The 19,171-nt window shown below is 39.8% G+C and carries 18 protein-coding genes; 11 read left to right on the top strand and 7 right to left on the bottom strand.

Annotated elements, in window-relative coordinates; all coding sequences use genetic code 11:
• Positions 1 to 3: 3 nt before the first annotated feature.
• Genes RYH73_RS24430 through rpoN form a run of 3 tightly spaced genes read right to left on the bottom strand, consistent with a single transcriptional unit; the run spans position 4 to position 3,428 of the window.
• Entirely contained in the window at positions 4 to 1,044 is a 1,041-nt protein-coding gene (locus RYH73_RS24430) for an agmatine deiminase family protein (protein ID WP_335316072.1), read from the bottom strand.
• Position 1,045: 1 nt separating this feature from the next.
• Positions 1,046 to 1,915 carry a carbon-nitrogen hydrolase gene (locus RYH73_RS24425; RefSeq protein WP_335316071.1) on the bottom strand — a complete coding sequence of 290 codons (870 nt, stop codon included), beginning with the start codon at positions 1,913 to 1,915 and terminating at the stop codon, positions 1,046 to 1,048.
• Between the two features lie 40 nt (positions 1,916 to 1,955).
• A complete protein-coding gene (rpoN, locus tag RYH73_RS24420) occupies positions 1,956 to 3,428 on the bottom strand; it encodes an RNA polymerase factor sigma-54 (RefSeq protein ID WP_335316070.1) in 1,473 nt (490 codons plus the stop codon).
• A 183-nt stretch (positions 3,429 to 3,611) separates the two neighbouring features.
• On the opposite strand from rpoN, the gene mscL reads away from it, so the two are divergent.
• From mscL to tsaB, 5 genes are all read left to right on the top strand, one after another.
• A complete protein-coding gene (mscL, locus tag RYH73_RS24415; RefSeq protein ID WP_335316069.1) occupies positions 3,612 to 4,001 on the top strand; it encodes a large-conductance mechanosensitive channel protein MscL in 390 nt (129 codons plus the stop codon).
• 365 nt (positions 4,002 to 4,366) lie between these two features.
• Positions 4,367 to 4,525, top strand: coding sequence for a 50S ribosomal protein L34 (gene rpmH, locus RYH73_RS24410; RefSeq protein WP_055133745.1), 159 nt, complete (start codon positions 4,367 to 4,369; stop codon positions 4,523 to 4,525).
• A 79-nt stretch (positions 4,526 to 4,604) separates the two neighbouring features.
• Positions 4,605 to 5,009, top strand: a complete 405-nt coding sequence (rnpA, locus tag RYH73_RS24405) for a ribonuclease P protein component (protein WP_335316068.1) — start codon at positions 4,605 to 4,607, stop codon at positions 5,007 to 5,009.
• On the top strand, positions 4,972 to 5,226 hold the full coding sequence (gene yidD, locus RYH73_RS24400) for a membrane protein insertion efficiency factor YidD (protein ID WP_335316067.1): 255 nt from the start codon (positions 4,972 to 4,974) through the stop codon (positions 5,224 to 5,226). The genes rnpA and yidD overlap by 38 nt, the downstream gene beginning before the upstream one ends.
• A gap of 28 nt (positions 5,227 to 5,254) precedes the next feature.
• Positions 5,255 to 5,959: a tRNA (adenosine(37)-N6)-threonylcarbamoyltransferase complex dimerization subunit type 1 TsaB gene (gene tsaB, locus RYH73_RS24395; RefSeq protein ID WP_335316066.1), complete on the top strand. Its 705-nt coding sequence runs from the start codon at positions 5,255 to 5,257 to the stop codon at positions 5,957 to 5,959.
• Here tsaB and RYH73_RS24390 read toward each other — a convergent pair.
• Entirely contained in the window at positions 5,956 to 8,607 is a 2,652-nt protein-coding gene (locus tag RYH73_RS24390) for a hypothetical protein (RefSeq protein WP_335316065.1), read from the bottom strand. The genes tsaB and RYH73_RS24390 overlap by 4 nt on opposite strands.
• 89 nt (positions 8,608 to 8,696) lie before the next feature.
• Here RYH73_RS24390 and RYH73_RS24385 point away from each other — a divergent pair, with 89 nt between their 5' ends.
• Positions 8,697 to 9,083, top strand: a complete 387-nt coding sequence (locus tag RYH73_RS24385; protein WP_335316064.1) for a DUF423 domain-containing protein — start codon at positions 8,697 to 8,699, stop codon at positions 9,081 to 9,083.
• A gap of 34 nt (positions 9,084 to 9,117) precedes the next feature.
• Entirely contained in the window at positions 9,118 to 11,607 is a 2,490-nt protein-coding gene (gene priA, locus RYH73_RS24380; RefSeq protein ID WP_335316063.1) for a replication restart helicase PriA, read from the top strand.
• Here priA and RYH73_RS24375 read toward each other — a convergent pair.
• Positions 11,604 to 12,335 (bottom strand): hypothetical protein, encoded by a 732-nt coding sequence (locus RYH73_RS24375; RefSeq protein ID WP_335316062.1) that lies wholly within the window; start codon positions 12,333 to 12,335, stop codon positions 11,604 to 11,606. The two genes, priA and RYH73_RS24375, sit on opposite strands and share 4 nt — an antisense overlap.
• Before the next feature lie 161 nt (positions 12,336 to 12,496).
• Here RYH73_RS24375 and RYH73_RS24370 point away from each other — a divergent pair, with 161 nt between their 5' ends.
• On the top strand, positions 12,497 to 13,153 hold the full coding sequence (locus RYH73_RS24370) for a protein-L-isoaspartate(D-aspartate) O-methyltransferase (RefSeq protein WP_335316061.1): 657 nt from the start codon (positions 12,497 to 12,499) through the stop codon (positions 13,151 to 13,153).
• A 41-nt stretch (positions 13,154 to 13,194) separates the two neighbouring features.
• On the opposite strand, the gene smpB is transcribed toward RYH73_RS24370, so the two are convergent.
• Positions 13,195 to 13,644 (bottom strand): SsrA-binding protein SmpB, encoded by a 450-nt coding sequence (gene smpB, locus RYH73_RS24365; RefSeq protein ID WP_335316060.1) that lies wholly within the window; start codon positions 13,642 to 13,644, stop codon positions 13,195 to 13,197.
• Positions 13,645 to 13,660: 16 nt separating this feature from the next.
• Positions 13,661 to 14,317 carry a metal-dependent transcriptional regulator gene (locus tag RYH73_RS24360; RefSeq protein ID WP_335316059.1) on the bottom strand — a complete coding sequence of 219 codons (657 nt, stop codon included), beginning with the start codon at positions 14,315 to 14,317 and terminating at the stop codon, positions 13,661 to 13,663.
• A 58-nt stretch (positions 14,318 to 14,375) separates the two neighbouring features.
• On the opposite strand from RYH73_RS24360, the gene panB reads away from it, so the two are divergent.
• From panB to glgX, 3 genes are all read left to right on the top strand, one after another.
• Entirely contained in the window at positions 14,376 to 15,191 is an 816-nt protein-coding gene (gene panB, locus RYH73_RS24355; protein WP_335316058.1) for a 3-methyl-2-oxobutanoate hydroxymethyltransferase, read from the top strand.
• A 117-nt stretch (positions 15,192 to 15,308) separates the two neighbouring features.
• Positions 15,309 to 16,787 carry a S10 family peptidase gene (locus tag RYH73_RS24350; RefSeq protein WP_335316057.1) on the top strand — a complete coding sequence of 493 codons (1,479 nt, stop codon included), beginning with the start codon at positions 15,309 to 15,311 and terminating at the stop codon, positions 16,785 to 16,787.
• 242 nt (positions 16,788 to 17,029) lie between these two features.
• On the top strand, positions 17,030 to 19,156 hold the full coding sequence (gene glgX / locus RYH73_RS24345; protein ID WP_335316056.1) for a glycogen debranching protein GlgX: 2,127 nt from the start codon (positions 17,030 to 17,032) through the stop codon (positions 19,154 to 19,156).
• The last annotated feature ends 15 nt before the right edge of the window (positions 19,157 to 19,171 follow it).

The following is a 19,171-nucleotide window of genomic DNA, read 5'->3' as shown; positions in this document are numbered from 1 at the left end:
ACCTTATACCTCAGGTTCTTGCTGACTGAGACAATGCCAACTGCCAAGTCCCCATATAATATCGGTGCTGTCAATTCCGATTACTTTATGATTTGGAAAACAATCCGTTAAAATATCGAGTGCCCTTTGGTCATTTCTATCTCGATAGGTAGGAACTACGACGGCCGCGTTGCTGATATAAAAATTAGCATAAGAGGCGGGTAGTCGCTGATCTTCATAAATAACAGGAGCAGGCATTGGTAGCTCAACAATGTCCAACTGCTTTCCATTTAATAAGCGCATTTCCTTCAGAAGATTCAGGTTATCTTGCAAGAGCGCATAATTTTCGTCGTTTTTATTCTCCTCTACTACAGTTACTACTGTACTATCATTTACAAAACGGGTAATATCATCAATATGGCCATCGGTATCGTCGCCAACAATACCATCACCTAACCAAAGCACTTGTTCCACGCCATAATATCGATACAGGTATTCCTCTATTTCGTACTGGTTTAAATCGGGGTTCCGATTGGGGTTCAATAAGCAGGATGTCGTAGTTAACAATGTTCCTGTGCCGTTAAAATCTACGGATCCTCCTTCCATTACAATAGTTGGATGAAAGACGGGTAGATTGAGTGCTGCGCCGATACGAGTGGGGATAACATCATCTAAATCAAAGGGGGGATATTTTCCACCCCAAGCATTATATCCCCAGTCGACAATGACCTTGGGTACATTTGCATGTGGATTAATCAAAAATGCCGGTCCATGATCCCTGCACCAAGCGTCGTTCGTAGCGTGATCAAAAAATAAAATTTTGTTGAGATCTGCACCTTCTTTTAAAAGGTGTTCACGAGCATCCTGTTTTAGCTTTTCACTCCCAACATTGATGCATACCAATTCACCTGCAGATATCGCTTTAATAAACTGGCAGTAGGGCTTATATATATGCTCTATTTTTCCGGGCCAGCTCGCTTCCTTATGTGGCCAGCTTAACCATGTAGCGCGATGTTTATGCCACTCGGCAGGAAAAAAATAACCTTTATCTTTGGGGTAATTCATGTTACTCTGCGTCAATAAATCTTTTGGTGATCGATCCGTAACTATCAATCCTTCTATCGCGTAAAAAAGGCCAATGCGATCGATAATAGTCGGATAGGTCGAGGTCAACTTCCGTTACAACAGTTTCTTCCTCTTCATGAGAAGCTTTGTAAATCAATGCACCGAAAGGATTGGCAATAAATGATCCTCCCCAAAAACGAACACCCGCTTCTATTCCCACACGATTAACAGAAACAACCGGGATGCCATTTGCGACTGCATGTGCGCGTTGTATCGTTTGCCATGCATTATATTGTTCTTCATTTGTTCCTGCATCTTGGGTAAGTGCCCAGCCGATAGCTGTTGGATAAAAAAGTAATTCGGCACCCATTAGTGCGGTAAGTCTGGCCGCCTCCGGATACCATTGATCCCAGCAGATTAGAACGCCAATTGTCGCAAATTTTGTTTTGAAAACTTTATAGCCAAGATCTCCGGGTGTAAAATAGAATTTCTCATAGAAACCCGGATCGTCAGGAATATGCATTTTACGGTATTTTCCTAAGTAAGTTCCATCTGCATCAATTACCGCCGTTGTATTATGGTAAAGACCTTGTGCCCTTTTTTCGAAGAGGGAGGCAATAATAACGATTCCATGTTCAGCCGCCACAGTGCTTAACGCATCTGTTGAAGGCCCCGGGATTGCCTCGGCCAATGCAAAGTTATCATAGTTTTCCTCATCACAAAAGTAAAGAGAGGTAAACAACTCCTGTAAACATACAATTTGTGCCCCTTTTTCTGCTGCCACTTTTATTTGTTCGATGGCTTTTGCTAAATTACTGGCTTTGTCGGCCACACAGCTCATTTGAACAGTACCTATTTTAACCTTAGACATGTATTAATATTTTTAGCATTCTTTTAAAACGATCATCTTTTTACAGCTTTTTGCGTAATCTTGCCACTGGAATATTCATAGCTTCCCGATATTTGGCTACGGTACGGCGTGCGATTGTATAACCTTTTTCTTTCAAAATTTCCGTAAGTTTTTCATCAGCTAAGGGTTTTCGTTTATCCTCATTTGCAATGCACTCTTCCAGAATTTTCTTCACCTCTTTATTCGAGACTTCTTCACCACTATCGGTTTGAATAGCTTCCGAAAAAAATGATTTTAACAAGAAGGTGCCAAACTCAGTTTGAACATATTTTGAATTAGCTACCCTTGAAACGGTTGAAATGTCCATATCGATTTTATCGGCGATATCTTTTAAGATCATTGGCTTGAGATTGCGCTCGTCTCCGGTCAAAAAATAGCTGTATTGGTAATTCATGATGGCATTCATGGTCTTCAGTAAAGTTTGCTGGCGTTGTTTGATGGCGTCAATAAACCACTTGGCGGAATCTAACTTTTGTTTTACAAACTGAACAGCTTCCTTCATTTTTTTATCTTTTTGGGCAGCCTTGTCATAATGATCGAACATCTCTTGATACGATCGGCTAACCCGTAATTCAGGTGCATTTTGAGCATTGAGCGTAAGAACAAGTACACCGTCATTATTGGTGATATGAAAGTCAGGTATAATATGAAGTTGTTTTTCGGAGGCAGATCCTGCATCCCCCGGTTTTGGGTTCAACTTTAGAATTTCATCTACAATTTTTTTTAATTCATCGGAATTGATATTCAGGGCCTTCTCGAGCTTATCATAGTGTTTTCTTGTGAATTCATCTAGATAATTCTCCACTACTAAAATGGCTTCCCGAATAACAGCGTTATCCTGATCTTTCTTTCTAAGTTGTATGAGTAAACATTCCTGCAGGTCACGTGCACCCACACCCGCAGGATCAAATGTTTGAATAATTTTTAAAATTTCCTCCACCTCCTCTTCCGTGGCCATCACATTTTGTGAAAAGGCCAGATCATCGATCAAAGATAAAATAGGTCTTCTAAGGTATCCGTCATCATCCAGGCTTCCGATGATTTGTTGTCCAATTAAAAAATCTTTGTCATTCAACGCTAACAAATCGAGTTGTTGTTGCAAGTTCTCAAAAAAAGAATTTTGAATTGCAATTGGCATTTCTTTTCGATCCTCTTCATCGTCGCTACTATTGTTAAGATTGCTCCCGTAATCATTCACGTCATCTTCCTGAAGATAATCATCCACATTAAACTCGTCCCCCTCATTTCCTTGTTCTTCATCATTATAGTTGTCTTCCGGGTCTTTATCAGGATATTCCTCTGTAGGCTCGTTCATATTCGTTAAGCTCATGTCTTCCAAGGCAGGATTTTCCTCCAGCTCTTCCTTAATACGAGCATCCAATGATACTGTTGGTACCTGCAGCAACTTAATGAATTGGATTTGCTGCGGTGATAATTTTTGAAGTAATTTTTGCTGTAAACTTTGTTTTAGCATATCAAATTTGATGGGTACATTATTACGTTGTGATGAGCACCCTTTGGTGCAAAAGTACAGATTTTTTAAACGATAAGGGGATCCCTTTGGTATTAAAATACTATTTATTTGCTTAAGTTTTTATTTAAATAAACAAAAATATTTACTTTCGTATTACAGAAATGTTGAACTAAAAACACAAATATGGGTTTCGCAAAAGAATTTAAAGAATTTGCCATGCGTGGCAATGTGGTCGATTTAGCTGTTGGTGTTATCATTGGAGGAGCATTTGGAAAAATTGTAAGTTCCCTAGTGGAGGATATTATTACGCCTGCTATTCTCACCCCGGCTTTAGAGGCCGCTCACCTAAAGAATTTGTCGGAATTAGTGATTCCGGGGACAGCCATTAAGTACGGTAATTTTTTGTCACAGGTGATCTCCTTTATCATTGTTGCTTTTGCACTCTTTCTCATTATCAAGGGAATCAATTCAATGAAGAAGAAAGAGGAAGCTGCGCCTGCTGCTCCTGCTGCACCAGGCAAGGAAGAAGTTCTTCTGACAGAAATCAGGGATATATTGAAAGCCAAGAACTAATTTATTTATCGAGAATACGAGCATACCGAATTCGCTGTAAAGCTTGGGTGTTTTATGCAATGGCTCAAGGTATTCAATGAAGATTTAATAAGGTGGCCTTTCGTTAATTCATAACTAAAGGCCACTTCCATGTGTTTTAAAAAATAATATTATCCTCGATAAAATAGTCTTATAATGACTGAGGAGAACAGGGATAATTCATTTTATAGGTAAGAGTGATCTTTTTGCATAAAAAATAAATTTATTTAGGTTTGAATATTAAGGAATAAGCCTTACCTTTGCGGTCTTGTTTAAAGGACAGAAAGATAGATGAGGTGCTGCCCCTTAGGGGTGGGACAGCTTAGCAAAATATAAAATTAAGAGTAATGAAAAGAACATTTCAACCTTCGCAACGCAAAAGAAGAAATAAACACGGTTTTAGGGAGCGTATGGCCACAGCTAACGGTCGTAGAGTATTAGCTTCCAGAAGAGCAAAAGGCAGAAAGAGATTATCTGTTTCTGACGAACGTCGTCATAAAGCATAAGTTTATTTCTCCGGTACCTTGCTTTTTTATGCCGAAGCCAGCACCGGTTTCGCAGTATAATGGATAGCGTTTGGTATTTATGGTGAGATACACATTTAAAAAAGAAGAACGACTTTGTAACAGAAAGCTTTTAACGAAGCTCTTTCAAAGTGGTTCTTCTTTTATTTTATATCCCTATAGAATTTCCTTTCTGGAAAGTCGAGGCCTTCCAAATCCAATTCAAGTAGTTATATCTGTTCCGAAACGACGTTTTAAAAGGGCAGTCGATCGCAATCTTTTAAAGCGACGAATAAGAGAGTCCTACCGGTTGCAAAAGCATAGCCTGTATGGCTTTGCTACCGATCATCAAATAGAGCTGCTTATTGCCTTCCAATATATAGGAAAGGAAATCGCAAATTATCCAACTATTCACAAGCGAATGGGTATTGCTTTAGCGAAAATTCAACATGAATATAATACGCACCATATGGCAAAAGGGAATTAAAAGTATAATTGGGTTCTTTTTCCTACTCTTAATCCGAGCTTACCAATTACTTATCTCTCCCTTGTTTCCCGGTACTTGCAGGTATACACCGACTTGTTCGCAATATGGTTTGGAGGCGATTAAAAAATATGGCCCGTTTAAAGGGGGGTGGTTGACATTGAAACGTATTGGTCGATGCCATCCGTGGGGAGGACATGGACATGATCCTGTGCCTTAGTAAGGAACACTAAATTTTTTCTGAGAAGATGATTATTTTACATATTGAAACAGCAACGTCGGTTTGTTCTGTAGCGCTAAGCAAGGGTGGCTTAATATGTGCCTATATTGACCGACATGAACCAAATATACATGCTTCAAAACTGACAGTTTTTATAAATGAGGTTTTAAATCAGGCGAATTGTAAAATCGAAGAACTGGATGCTGTGGCAATCAGTAAAGGACCCGGGTCTTACACAGGCTTACGTATCGGTGTCTCCACAGCCAAAGGGATTTGTTTTGCACTCGATATTCCGTTGATAGCAGTAGATACGTTGGAAGCTATGTGCATAGGATTTGTGTCAGAAATTAATGCGGGCGCTCAATCAGGTGATTTGTTTTGCCCGATGATTGACGCGCGAAGAATGGAGGTGTATACGGCCATGTACAATGCACAAGGAATGCAAATCCAGCCGGTCGGAGCCCGAATTATTGATGTGCATTCTTTTGAGGAATTTTCAGCCAAACAACAAAGAGTGGTACTTTTTGGAGACGGTGCCAATAAATTTTCCTCCCTTTTCGAAGGAAACGAAACGGTTGTTGTCGTTAACAATTTTTTGAACTCAGCGAGGCATCTTGGTCGCGAATCTTATAGAAGATGGGAAAATAAGCAATTTGAAGATGTTGCCTATTTTGAACCTTTTTATCTGAAAGATTTTATTCCTACTACACCGAAAAGGCTCTTAAAGCCTTAATCTAATTTATAGGCGGCTAACTTACGGCCATCTCTACTCACGAGCGCGTATCGATGTCCATCGTTTTTTAATCGGCCAAAATAGAACGGAGGATATCCTTCTAGCGGAAAACCCTTGATGATTGATCCGTCGTCTTCAAATACGTACAAAAGCTTTGCATTTGTAGCGATACCGATTGTATACGTCTTGTTAGCCGCGGGGAAAAAAAGAGGAGAGCCTGCAATCTCTGTGTTAAAATTATGGCTAAATAAAAGTGTGCTGTCTTTGCTCGAATAGGCGTAGAGTTGTCGATCATCCGTAAAAATAAGCTCCGGAATACTATCTCCCTGTATGTTTCCGGTAACAAAATGGAAGCCGTCTGTCCATTTTCCAAGGTTCGTTTTAGTTAGTCTTTTGTCGAAATAAAAACTTATGAGCGTGCCGCTTGTGTCGGCTGTTACAATGCGCGAATTGGCTGGTTCTTCCCTGTTTGTTTCCACACCGAAGTTATTTCGAAAAACGTTTACATCCTCGTTCTCAAGCAACGAAACTAAACTGCCATTATGATTGAATAAATAAACCTGGCCATTATTTGTCAACGCGATTACATAATTGTAATCCGCTAAAGGTGCAGTTTTCAAGTCAAAAAGAATTGTTCCGTTAACCGTTTTATTCTTCCATTCAGGGAGTTCTTTTCCATTGCTGTCATATCCTAAAATTTGCCTTTCTGCGGGGATAAATACTTTTTCATATTCTTTATTCACTTGAAAAAGCGTCATACCTGCCGTTGCAAGGTGATCAAGGACAATGGGGAAGCCGAACGATGGCGTGCCGTTTGGAGCGAGTCTATACAGGCGCTCAGCTGTGTTGAAAATCAAACTTTTATCGGATAGTTGGTGAATAGATCCAAGGATAGGGCCCGATAATGATGTTCGCCATAGTTCTTTGCCTTCCGTTGAGAAAGCATACAACCGATTACTTTTATCCTGCGTAATGATCACGTTGGTGCTGTCTGTATATTTCCAAATGCTTGGTGGATAAGTAATTTCGCTGCTTAAATCTGACGTCCATTCCGCTTGTAAATTTGCCTTATCAACTGAAGGGTACTTTGCACTTAAATTGCTGTAGAAATTTCCACTATAGCCACTCAGCTGATAAGAAAATGCTTGAAAATCTTTAAAGTTAAAATTTGTGGTATCATTATACACCTTTTCAAAGGGTGATTTTAGGAGCCGCTTGATGTTCAATTTTGCGTTTTCGTTATGAATAAAAAACGTGACATTGGATTTGTTTGCCTGCAATCGACTGAATTCTATAAAAGGAATGGTATTGATTAGGAGTTGCTTTTCTTCAAATTGCTTTCTGAACTGCTGAAGTGTACTGATGGTATTAGCGCAGATTAGGTAATTATTTACAAGCGTGAAATACGGGCGTTGAAAGGGGACCAGCGGGTCACCGAATGAATAATATAATAAGTTTGAATTATCAAACCGACGAATATTTTCAGCGATTGAAGTGCTTAATTTTTCTATTGTTTTTTCGAAAGTAAGTGAGTCTTTTAATTTAATAATTCCCAGTGTTTCCCTGGTATTTAACTCGATGGATGCAAACTCATTACCCCATTGATTGAGTAATGCCGTATCGAGATCGATTTTTTTTGACGACTTAATAAGTGCCAGTTGGTCATTGATCCGTTTCAGTTGATTCCGTTTACTCAGCAGCCCGGTTAATTCTTGATGAAAGCTCTTGTAGTTAGAAAACGCAAAAGCAGTATAGGCTGCTGTGTTAGCAGGGAACATCCGTTTTAATTCGCCCTCTACAGCTGACTGCTTCGCATAGATTGATAGGTAATTACCCTTGGCTGTTGCATGGTCTAAGCTGCTCAATCCGCTAAACATCAAGGCGTCGCTTTTGAAGTTCATATTCAGGGACGACATTCCTTTTAGTCCTTCCAGTAGTTGGATATTGTTGCCTGGCTTTGTTCTGATCAAATTATTAACAAATTTGAACATTTCGCTATGGTTCAAATGAAGGTTGAAAATGGAATTATCATTCTTATGCCCATTTTTTGCCAATTCCTGAAGAAAGTCGTTTGATAAATGCATTGCTTTATCGTCAATAGATCGTTTAATTAAATCGCGATTATGACTAAAAAAGGCTACACCTGATTTAAACGCAACAAAAAAAGTATTGTTAAGCTCATTTATTTTCACTTGATAAAGAGAAACGGTTGAATCTGCTGTAATTGTTCCGATGCCTTCAATGTTTTTCTGTAACATTGCAACGCTGTTTTCTGGACTTAATTTTGTTTTAAAAGGAATGGTCAGTAACCAGTTGATGTGATTTTTTGCCGGATGAAAAGAAAAATAGAGCGTTTGCTTAGCGGTAGGTTCTGAAAAATCGGGGCTTTTTAAAAGCTGTTTATGTAGATAAGCAAGCTCATGTTCCGTTTCTTTTCCAAGAATTGCTTCGAAGATTTTAAAATCGTTAAAGATATTGTAAAAGGACTTGTCGTTTTGAAAGGAAACTAAAAAGGCAGCATCAGCCGGAATATAAGTTAACGCACTGTTTTGCGCGCGACCATTACGTTGTAGACTTGTGAAATATAGTACGGCTGCGGCAACTACTGCAACGAATAATATGCTGGTTATTATTATTAGCTTTCTCATGGGATATAAGCAAAGTTAAAAAATTAACGCCGCACCCAGCGAATATGTAATAGGTTTATTAAATTAGCGGATAAAACTAAACTGATTGGATGAACAAACGTATTATACTTACAGCTGCTTTTTTTGGGATGATTGCGGTTGTGTTGGGGGCATTTGGAGCACATGGCCTTACGGGGAAAATAAGTGACCAAAGCTTGGATAATTGGCATACTGCAGTTAATTACCAGTTTTATCATACCCTGGCGCTTCTTTTTTTAGCCACTTTTTCACGTGCGAAGAATATACTGATTAATCTTTCCTACATTGCATTCACTATTGGTATATTCTTTTTTTCCGGTTCATTGTATTTGTTGTCTACACGTGAACTGACGGGAATCAATGCTGTACATATTCTGGGGCCTATCACACCATTAGGAGGATTCGCTTTTATCTTAGGCTGGGCCAGTTTGTTTTTGGCTACCTTGAAAGGAAGATAGGGGACGCCGTAATTTTTAATAAGCTTATTGTCTTATGTTAGAACTTCAGGTGGAAGGACATCAACAAGAAAGGATCACAAAGTTCGTTGATGTTATACTGCCATTAGCTATTTCGAAAAAATATACTTATCGTGTTCCTTATGAATTGACGTTGTCGGTTGCCGTTGGGAAACGCGTGATTGTGCAATTTGGGAAAAGCAAGATATACGCAGCCGTCGTTTATGCTATATCATCAAAAGCACCTGAAAGATATGAAGCGAAATACATATTAGACGTGCTGGACGATTCAGCTATCATTACATCTGACCAGCTGAAGCTATGGGATTGGGTCAGCGATTATTACATGTGTCACATCGGAGAGGTGATGCAAGCAGCTATGCCTGCCGTTTTTAAATTGGCTTCGGAAACAAAAATAATGGCATCTGCTCAATTGGCTTCCGTTGATAGGACCACCTTAAATGATAAAGAATACCTCATATTGGATGCACTTGATTTGGCCGGGGAACTGAGGGTGAGCGATATCATTAAATTATTAGGACAAAAGACGGTATTCCCTATACTGAAAAGTTTGTTTAGCAAAGACGTTATCGTGATATCGGAAGAGTTGCGTGAACGTTATAAGCCCAAGAAAAAGGCTTTTGTTATACTTCATTCCCTTTTTGATAGCGATGAGGAACGACGCTTGCTGTTAGATAGTTTGGAGCGAGCACCTAAGCAGCAAGACGCGGTATTGGCTTACTTTCAGCTGCGGAGAAGGCAGGATTATATAGCAAAGAGTGAATTGCTGGAGGTGAGTGGCTGTGGGCAATCCGCACTAAAATCACTCGTAGATAAGGGGGTCTTTATTATCGAAGAGCGTGTCTTAAGCCGTTTATATGGAGAAGATGTTTTCGTGGAATCCAGCTTCGATCTGAACGAAGCACAAGCAGAAGCGGTGAAGTCGATACAGCATCAATTTGTAGAAAAGGAAGTTGTTTTGCTTCATGGCGTTACAGCCTCGGGGAAGACGCAAATATACATTCGTCTTATTGAAACCGCACTTGCTAAGGGACACACGATACTTTATCTTTTGCCTGAAATCGCGTTAACTTCACAAATAGTGGAGCGGCTTCGTGTACATTTTGGTAAAGAAGTTGGTGTTTATCATTCACGTTTTAACGATAATGAACGCGCAGAAGTATGGCGAAAAGTTTTAAATGGAGAAATTAAAGTTGTGTTAGGTGCCCGATCGGCAGTCTTTTTACCTTTCCAACGCTTGGGATTGGTCATCGTAGATGAAGAGCACGAGGTTTCCTTTAAGCAGTTTGATCCTGCTCCCCGATATCATGCAAGGGACACCGCCGTCTATTTAGGACACCTTTACCAGGCGAAGGTTTTGCTGGGCTCAGCAACGCCTTCTATTGAAACTTATTATAACGCTAAATCAAACAAGTATGGACTCGTAACGCTTTCACAACGATATGGTGAATCGAAGCTTCCTGCTATCCGCATTGTCAGCTTAAAGGAAGAGGGAAGAGATAAGCGTTTGCAGTCTTATTTCAGTGAAACGCTATTAAATGCCATTAAACAAGCGATACATCAAAAAGAACAGGTAATTCTTTTCCAAAACAGAAGAGGATATACACCGATGCTGTTATGCCGAACTTGCGGATACACACCAAAATGTACAAACTGTGATGTTAGCTTAACTTTTCATAAAAGCACGGGTAAGTTACATTGCCATTACTGCGGTTTTAAAGAAGAATTGATTCAAGTATGTCCCGCCTGCGGATCAACTCACTTGGAAAATAAAGGCTTCGGAACCGAACGGATTGAAGAAGAGTTAGCTATGTTGGTTCCTGAGGCCAAAATTGGCCGTTTAGATTTAGATTCTACACGAGGTAAAGATAGTTTTGAGCGCATCATCAACGATTTTGACCAGCAGGAATTTAATGTATTGGTTGGAACACAAATGGTGGCGAAGGGTTTGGACTTCGGCAGGGTTACAGTTATTGGGATTATCAATGCCGACACCCTGATTAATTACCCTGATTTTAGAGCTTTTGAAAGAAGTTTCTCTTTGCTGTCGCAGGTAAGTGGTCGTGCGGGAAGGAGGAGCACGGTAGGAAATGTTATTATTCAAGCTTATGCGACGCAACATAGGGTGTTAGAACAAGTTGTAAATCACGATTATGAGGGAATGTTTACCACAGAGATTCAAGAACGGAAACATTATGCCTATCCACCATTTTATCGATTGATTAAGATCGACGTCAAACATAAGGATTTAAATGAGGGGCATCACGCAGCCCACCGTTTAGGTGTGTTATTGAAAGAAGCATTCGGTAGTAGGGTTTTGGGGCCCGAAACACCGTTAATTTCACGAATTAGAAATTATTTTATCAATACCCTGCTGGTTAAGATTGAGCGTGACGGAACGAGTATCCAAAAGGTAAAAACAGCCTTACGCCAATTGCTCATCAACTTTGAAAGCGATAAAGCCAATAAAGGTGTTTTTGTGCAATTGGATGTAGATCCGTATTAATATAGATTGCCAAAATTAAATTGCACACTTAGAATGCCGACAGGGCCGAAGTAATATTCCCAACTTTTTTTGGTGGGTCTTTTTTCCGTTGTTTCAGTACCTGCAATTTCAGTCTTTTGAAAACTATAAGCAACGGTTAAATTGCTCTCGGCAGCTATTGTAACCGTTGGAACAATATTAAACTTTAGGCCAATAAAGGGAGATGCCAATACAGCATCTTTTCGATCTATAACGGCATCATTCGTAATATTTATGTCACTGCCATTGACATAGGAACCTTTATACTTCTGATAAGTATAGCCGAGATCCAGCCCAAAATAAGGTTGCAAACGCGTATAGGTTATGTTTTTTTCAAAACCGATTTTTATTGTCGTATTTTTTAAATTGCCGTTGCCACTGCAATTTAGGCAATTGCCATCAAGTGAGATGTCCTTGTCAAAATACGACCCTGCGATACGATAACTTATCTGATTATCATTAAACTTGAAAAATAAACCGTTGAAAGCTGATGAATAAAAATGTTCACGTGTCGTCTGATCCAATATTTTTGGAAATTGCTCAAAGGCAAAAGCCCGTAAGCCAGCTGAATATAAAAACTCAGAGAAACGGGGACCCTGCTTTTGAGGGATATGAATAGGTTTATATGCTAAAGTATCAATACGTGTAACCTGGGCATATAGCGGAAAATTTATACAAAAGAATACTAAAATTAGCAGTGCTTTTCTCATGTTTTTTGCAATTAACTACCTAAAGACCTTAGAAAGATATAAAGATTTTATCGAATGTGCCAAAAAAGTAAAAAATAATATCCAAGTCCTTAATCAATTAGCAAGCGAATAGCTAAACAAACTTCTTTTAATGCTAAAACAAACGTATTTTTGATCCAGTAATGGCTTATAAATTTGTAGACAACTATCGTGAAAAAGGTGCCAGAAAACAGCTGGTTGAGACGTTAAGGAAAAGAGGTATTGCTGATGAAGCTGTACTGAAAGCTGTTGGGAAAGTACCACGTCACTTCTTTTTTGATGAAACCTTTTGGACACAATCGTACAAGGATATTGCTTTTCCGATCGGAGATGGGCAGACGATTTCGCAACCTTATACTGTAGCATACCAAACAGAGCTATTGCATATCAGGCCCGGAGATAAAGTGCTCGAAATCGGAACAGGTTCTGGCTATCAAACTTGTATTTTGCTCGAACTCGGTGCCGAGGTTTTTACGATAGAAAGGCAGCCTAATCTTTATAATAGAACGATTAAAGTGCTTCCATATATGGGTTATCAGCCTCATTTTTTTCTAGGAGATGGTTCAAAAGGGTTACCACAGCACGCACCCTATCAAAAAATTATCGTAACTGCGGGAGCACCCTTTGTGCCCGAGCTTATGTTGAAACAATTAGCTATCGGGGGTATACTGGTTATACCCGTTGGTGATGAGAAGATACAAAAAATGGTGACCGTTATTCGAACCGGCGAACATGACTTCGAGAAGATCGAACTTGATACGTTTCGGTTCGTTCCGTTGGTTGGTGATCAGGCGTGGTAACTGTTCGTTATTAACTATTCATTAGCTGACTAGCTCACAACTTACAACTTATAAGTTCGAGACAGTTCCCGCTTTGTATCTCGTTCTTTGATGCTTTCCCTTTTATCGTAATCTTTTTTTCCTTGAGCAAGGGCGATTTCAACTTTTGCATACCCTCTTTCATTAACAAAAATCTTAAGCGGAATAATCGTAAACCCTTTTTCTTCTCCTTTGACTTTCAGTTTGCTTAACTCTTTTTTAGTCAGCAAAAGCTTTCTGTCGCGCTTGGATTCGTGATTATAGAAGGAGCCATGGGAATATTCGGCGATATGCATGTTTCGAATATACAGACCATCCTGTAAGAACGCACAGAAAGCATCTCCTATATTGGCTTTTGACTGCCTGATCGATTTTATTTCTGTTCCTAACAATTGAATGCCGGCCATATACTTCTCAAGAATATGGTATTCGTAATGCGCTTTTTTATTCCTTATGTTAATGTCGTTAGACATGATTCTTTATCTTAAACTATTTAATAAAAATATTTTCAGCAACCTTCTGTGAGATCGTAGCCGTTTTGCCATCTATTTCGATTTCCATTGATCCGTCAAAATCGAAACGGTTTTTAATAAAAATGGGATCTCCGATCGCAATACCTAATTGTGAAACGTACTGTAAAAATTCAGGACTGTTATCTTTGACTGCGTTTACTTTTTTCTTGCTTCCAAGCATAGCTTCTGCTAATGTTTTTCTCTTCTCGGTGATCAATACGCCTTTGGCTGAAGGAATGGCATCACCGTGAGGATCAAATTGCGGATAACCGAGATACTTGTCCAACCGCTCAATTAGCTTTTCAGATTTGATGTGCTCAAGTTGTTCAGCCACCTCATGCACTTCATCCCAGCTAAACCCTAATTTATCAAATAAAAAGGTCTCCCAAAGGCGGTGTTTTCTTACGACGGCAATTGCGTATGTGCGACCTTGATCAGTTAAGGAAATCTTGCCATATTTTTGGTAATCTACCAGGCCCTTTTCTTTCAATTTTTTTAGCATATCCGTTGCGGTAGCAGGCCGCACGTGGAGTTGAGACGCAATTTGATTCGTACCAGCTTCTTGTTGGTTATTGCTTTCTTCTGCAATATGCAGCAATACTTTCAGATAATTCTCTTCAGTAATCGATAACATAGGGGCAAAGGTAAAGAAAAAGTGGCCAACTATACCTACTGATTATTACCTTTGCTATATGTCGATACATAAAGAAGTTAAAAAAGTTACGGTAAATAACATCTTAGAGATGAAAGCTGCCGGTGAAAAGATTTCGGTATTAACGGCTTATGATTATACCACAGCCAGTATTTTGGATGCTGCTGGTGTGGATATCATCTTGGTAGGTGATTCGGCCGCAAACGTAATGGCTGGTTATGAGACAACATTACCAATTACTTTGGATCAGATGATCTATCACGCCGCCTCTGTTTCTCGCGCAATTAAAAGAGCACTGCTTGTTGTAGACCTACCCTTTGGAAGCTATCAAGGGAATCCCTATGATGCCCTTAGTGCCGCTATACGCGTGATGAAAGAAACGGGAGCTCATGCACTAAAATTGGAAGGTGGTGTTGAAATTAAAGAGGCCGTTAAGCTAATTATTGATGCCGGCATACCTGTGATGGGGCATCTCGGACTTATGCCTCAATCAATTAACACCTATGGAGGCTATGGTTTACGAGCGACTGGTGTCCATGAAGCGCACAAATTAAATACGGATGCACAACTCCTGCACGAATTGGGTTGCTTTGCTGTTGTCTTAGAAAAAATTCCCGCAAAATTGGCAAAAGAAGTAACCGATCACCTGCGTATACCAACAATTGGCATAGGAGCGGGTTCTGCAACCGATGGACAAGTGCTCGTGATTCACGACTTATTAGGATTGAATAAGCATTTTAAACCTAAATTTGTTCGTCAATATTTGCAGCTTGACCAGTTGATCACTTCCGCAGTTCAACAATACATTACGGACGTAAAGTCTGTCGACTTTCCGAATGATAATGAACAATATTAGAAAAGGATAAACTACTGTTTCATTCCTTACAATCGTTAAAGCAATTTGTAATATTATTGTAGAACATCCACTTGTTTTGAACTATTCGCTATTTTTATAGCAATCAAATCACTTTACATGAAAAAAATCTATCTACTTGCTTTGTGCCTGTATTTATTTTTAGATAAATCTTTTGCCCAGCCCGATCCGCCCGCTGATACACTTATTACCACTAAACATAGCACAACCATTAAGGGGAGCAAAATTACCTATAATACAAGTATTGGAATGCAACCCATATGGAATGAAGAGGGGAAAGCGATCGCTACTGTGAATTATACCTATTATGAACGTTCAGACATAAGCGATAAAAAGCAACGGCCATTGGTTATCTCATTTAATGGGGGGCCGGGTTCGGCTTCTTTATGGATGGAAATCGGCTATACCGGACCGCGGATACTGACACTCGATGATGAGGGGTATCCTGTACAACCCTATGGAGAGATGCGCGATAATCCATATTCGATTCTAGATGTGGCGGATATTGTTTACGTTAATCCTGTAAATACGGGCTATTCAAGGATCTTGGATAAAAAGACTGACAAATCATTGTTCTTTGGTGTCAATGCCGATATTAAATATTTGGCTGCTTGGCTCAATACTTTCGTTACGCGGATTAACCGATGGCAGTCACCTAAATATTTGATAGGAGAAAGTTATGGAACTACGCGCGTATCCGGTTTGGCGTTGGAACTTCAAGATGCCCAATGGATGTATTTGAATGGCGTTGTTTTGGTTTCTCCAACCGATCTGGGGTTAAAACGAGAAGGACCTGTGGATATTGCCTTGCGCCTGCCTTATTTTGCAGCAACCGCTTGGTATCATAAAGCACTTGGGAGCGATATGCAACAAAAGGACCTGGACCAGCTTTTGCCCGAAGTAGAAAAATTCACCATGAACGAGTTACTGCCTGCAGTAACTCGAGGTGGTTCGTTGCCCCTGACAGATAAACAGCAGATCGCTTCAAAAATGGCACAATATGCGGGAATTTCCGAAAAGTTAATCCTTCAAAATAACTTCGATATCTCCACGCAATTTTTTTGGAAAGAATTATTGCGAGACCGAGGCCTAACGATTGGACGTCTGGACTCTCGTTATCTTGGTAAGGATAAAAAAGATGCAGGAGAGCGACCTGATTATAATGCAGAGCTCAGCTCGTGGATGCACTCGTTTACTCCCGCAATTAATTATTATGTGCGTAACGAACTGAACTTTAAAACAGACGTAAAATACAATGTTTTTGGTTCTGTATACCCCTGGGATCGTAATAACGATCATACAGGCAATGATTTGCAACAAGCGATGGCGGAAAACCCCTATTTACATGTAATGGTGCAGTCAGGTTATTTTGATGGTGCATGCGATTATTTTAACGCCAAGTATAACTTATGGCAAATGGATCCTGTCGGGAAGTTTCAAGCGAGAATGTCATTCAAGGGCTATCGTACGGGGCATATGATTTACATGCGGCAGGTGGATTTGGAAAAGGCAAATGATGATCTGCGAGAATTTATTGCCAATTCAACGGTAAAAAAAGGCATTCCTGCTAAGTATTAATTCACTACGAAATAACGTTAACGCCTGGGTATTTAGTTATCCAGGCCTTTTTATTACACCGAGGTTTATCGTTCTTTTCAACATACTTACGAAAATTTTTAATTCGATTTCTTTCCTTAAACAAAAGTCGATTCCACTTGTTCAATGATAGGTCAATAGTATATAGTCATATGAAGATCGACATCAATAGTTGATATTGACGTTTATGCAGAATCCGCTTACTATGCAACGCACGCAAATATATGGAAAGAACAGTCTACCCTGGCAGCCCCTATCCTTTGGGAGCAAGCTACGATGGCAAAGGAACGAACTTTGCTTTATTTGCCAGACATGCTGAAGGTGTTGAGCTTTGTCTTTTTGATTCAGATCAATCGGACGCTCGTGAAGAAAGAATTCCCCTGAAAGAACGAACCCATGATATCTGGCATATTTATTTACCGCATTTAAAGCCGGGGCAGAAATACGGCTATCGGGTGTATGGGCCCTATAAACCCGAGGAAGGGTGTCGTTTTAATCCAAATAAACTGCTGATAGATCCTTATGCCAAAGCCATAGCAGGCGTAATAAAATGGCATGAATCGATATTTGGATATCATATTGGAGACGAAATCAACGATTTGAGTTGTAACGAACAAGATAGCGCCCCTTATGTGCCAAAATCTGTTGTTATTGACAACGCATTTGATTGGGGTTCGGATACGAAGCCCAACATAAGGTATCATCAGACCATTATTTATGAAGCACACGTAAAGGGATTTACATTTACACACCCTGACATTCCGGAAAATATTCGGGGCAGCTATGCCGCTATCGGCCACCCAATTACTATTCAATATTTAAAAGACTTAGGTGTAACGGCTATTGAACTCCTACCGATTCATCATTTTGTAAATGATTGGCATTTACAAGATAATGGGTTAAGTAATTATTGGGGTTACAATACGATCGGCTTTTTTGCACCGGATGTGAAATACAGTTCCAGTGGAGTAAACGGGGAGCAGGTGACAGAATTTAAGCAAATGGTAAAGAATTTGCACGCGGCGGGGATTGAAGTGATCTTGGATGTTGTATACAATCATACCGCTGAAGGTAATGAGCTGGGGCCAACGCTGAATTTTCGAGGTATTGATAATCGCTCTTATTATCGTCTTACCGAAGATGGACGTCATTACGTGGATTATACGGGAACAGGCAATACCTTGAATGCCAATCTTCCCAATGTACTTCAACTTATTATGGATAGTCTTCGTTATTGGATTTTGGATATGCGAGTTGATGGTTTCCGATTTGATTTGGCGTCTGCTTTGGCGCGTGAATTTCACGATGTAAATAAGCTGAGTGCATTTTTTGACATCATCCATCAAGATCCGGTCATTTCGCAGGTAAAATTGATTGCGGAACCATGGGATGTTGGTGAAGGAGGTTATCAAGTTGGTAATTTTCCTGCTGGTTGGGTAGAATGGAATGGGAAGTATCGGGATTGCATACGTGATTTTTGGCGTGGTGAGGAAAGTAAGTTAGGTGAGTTCGCTTCTCGATTTACAGGGAGTTCGGACTTATATGGCGATGATTATAGAACACCGATAGCCAGTGTCAATTTTATAACGGCGCATGATGGTTTCACCTTGAATGATTTAGTATCTTATAATGAAAAACATAATGAGGCAAATGGTGAAGACAATAAAGATGGGGAGAGCCATAATCGATCTTGGAATTGCGGCGAAGAGGGGCCAACTGAAAATCAGGATATTCTAACCTTACGTGCGAAACAAAAACGCAATTTTCTTGCTACTTTATTTCTATCGCAAGGCGTTCCCATGTTATTGGGCGGTGACGAGCTGGGACGGACACAAAAAGGAAATAACAACGGTTACTGTCAAGATAATGAGATTTCTTGGTATAATTGGAATGAAGCCGATGAAGAACTGCTGGCATTTACCAAAAAGCTGATCAACTTGAGAAAGAATCATCCTTCCTTTTGTCGGAGAAAATGGTTTATGGGACAAGAAATCAAAGGAGCTGGTGTTGAAGATATCGTTTGGTTTTTACCCGAAGGTAATATAATGCCAGATGAAGCTTGGGACAATGATGCAGCGAAATCGCTTGCCGTCTATTTAGACGGTAGGGGGATACGGTCAGTTGACCTGGAGGGCAATAAAATATATGATGATCACTTTTATGTCATCTTCAATGCCCATTATGAGCCCATCGACTATAAGCTGCCCGATGAACGATACGGTGCTAAATGGACAAAGATATTAAATACAGATGATGCACAAATAGAAGATGGGAATGGTTATCAACCGGGCGATATGATTCAAGTAGCGGGTCGTTCCGTTGTTTTATTTCATGCTCCTCTACAAGATTAAATTTGATGGTTATAT

Origin of the sequence: Olivibacter sp. CPCC 100613, from assembly GCF_036959255.1 — a bacterium.
In the GTDB taxonomy this organism is placed as follows: domain Bacteria; phylum Bacteroidota; class Bacteroidia; order Sphingobacteriales; family Sphingobacteriaceae; genus Olivibacter.
This window is presented reverse-complemented; position numbering and strand designations above follow the sequence as displayed.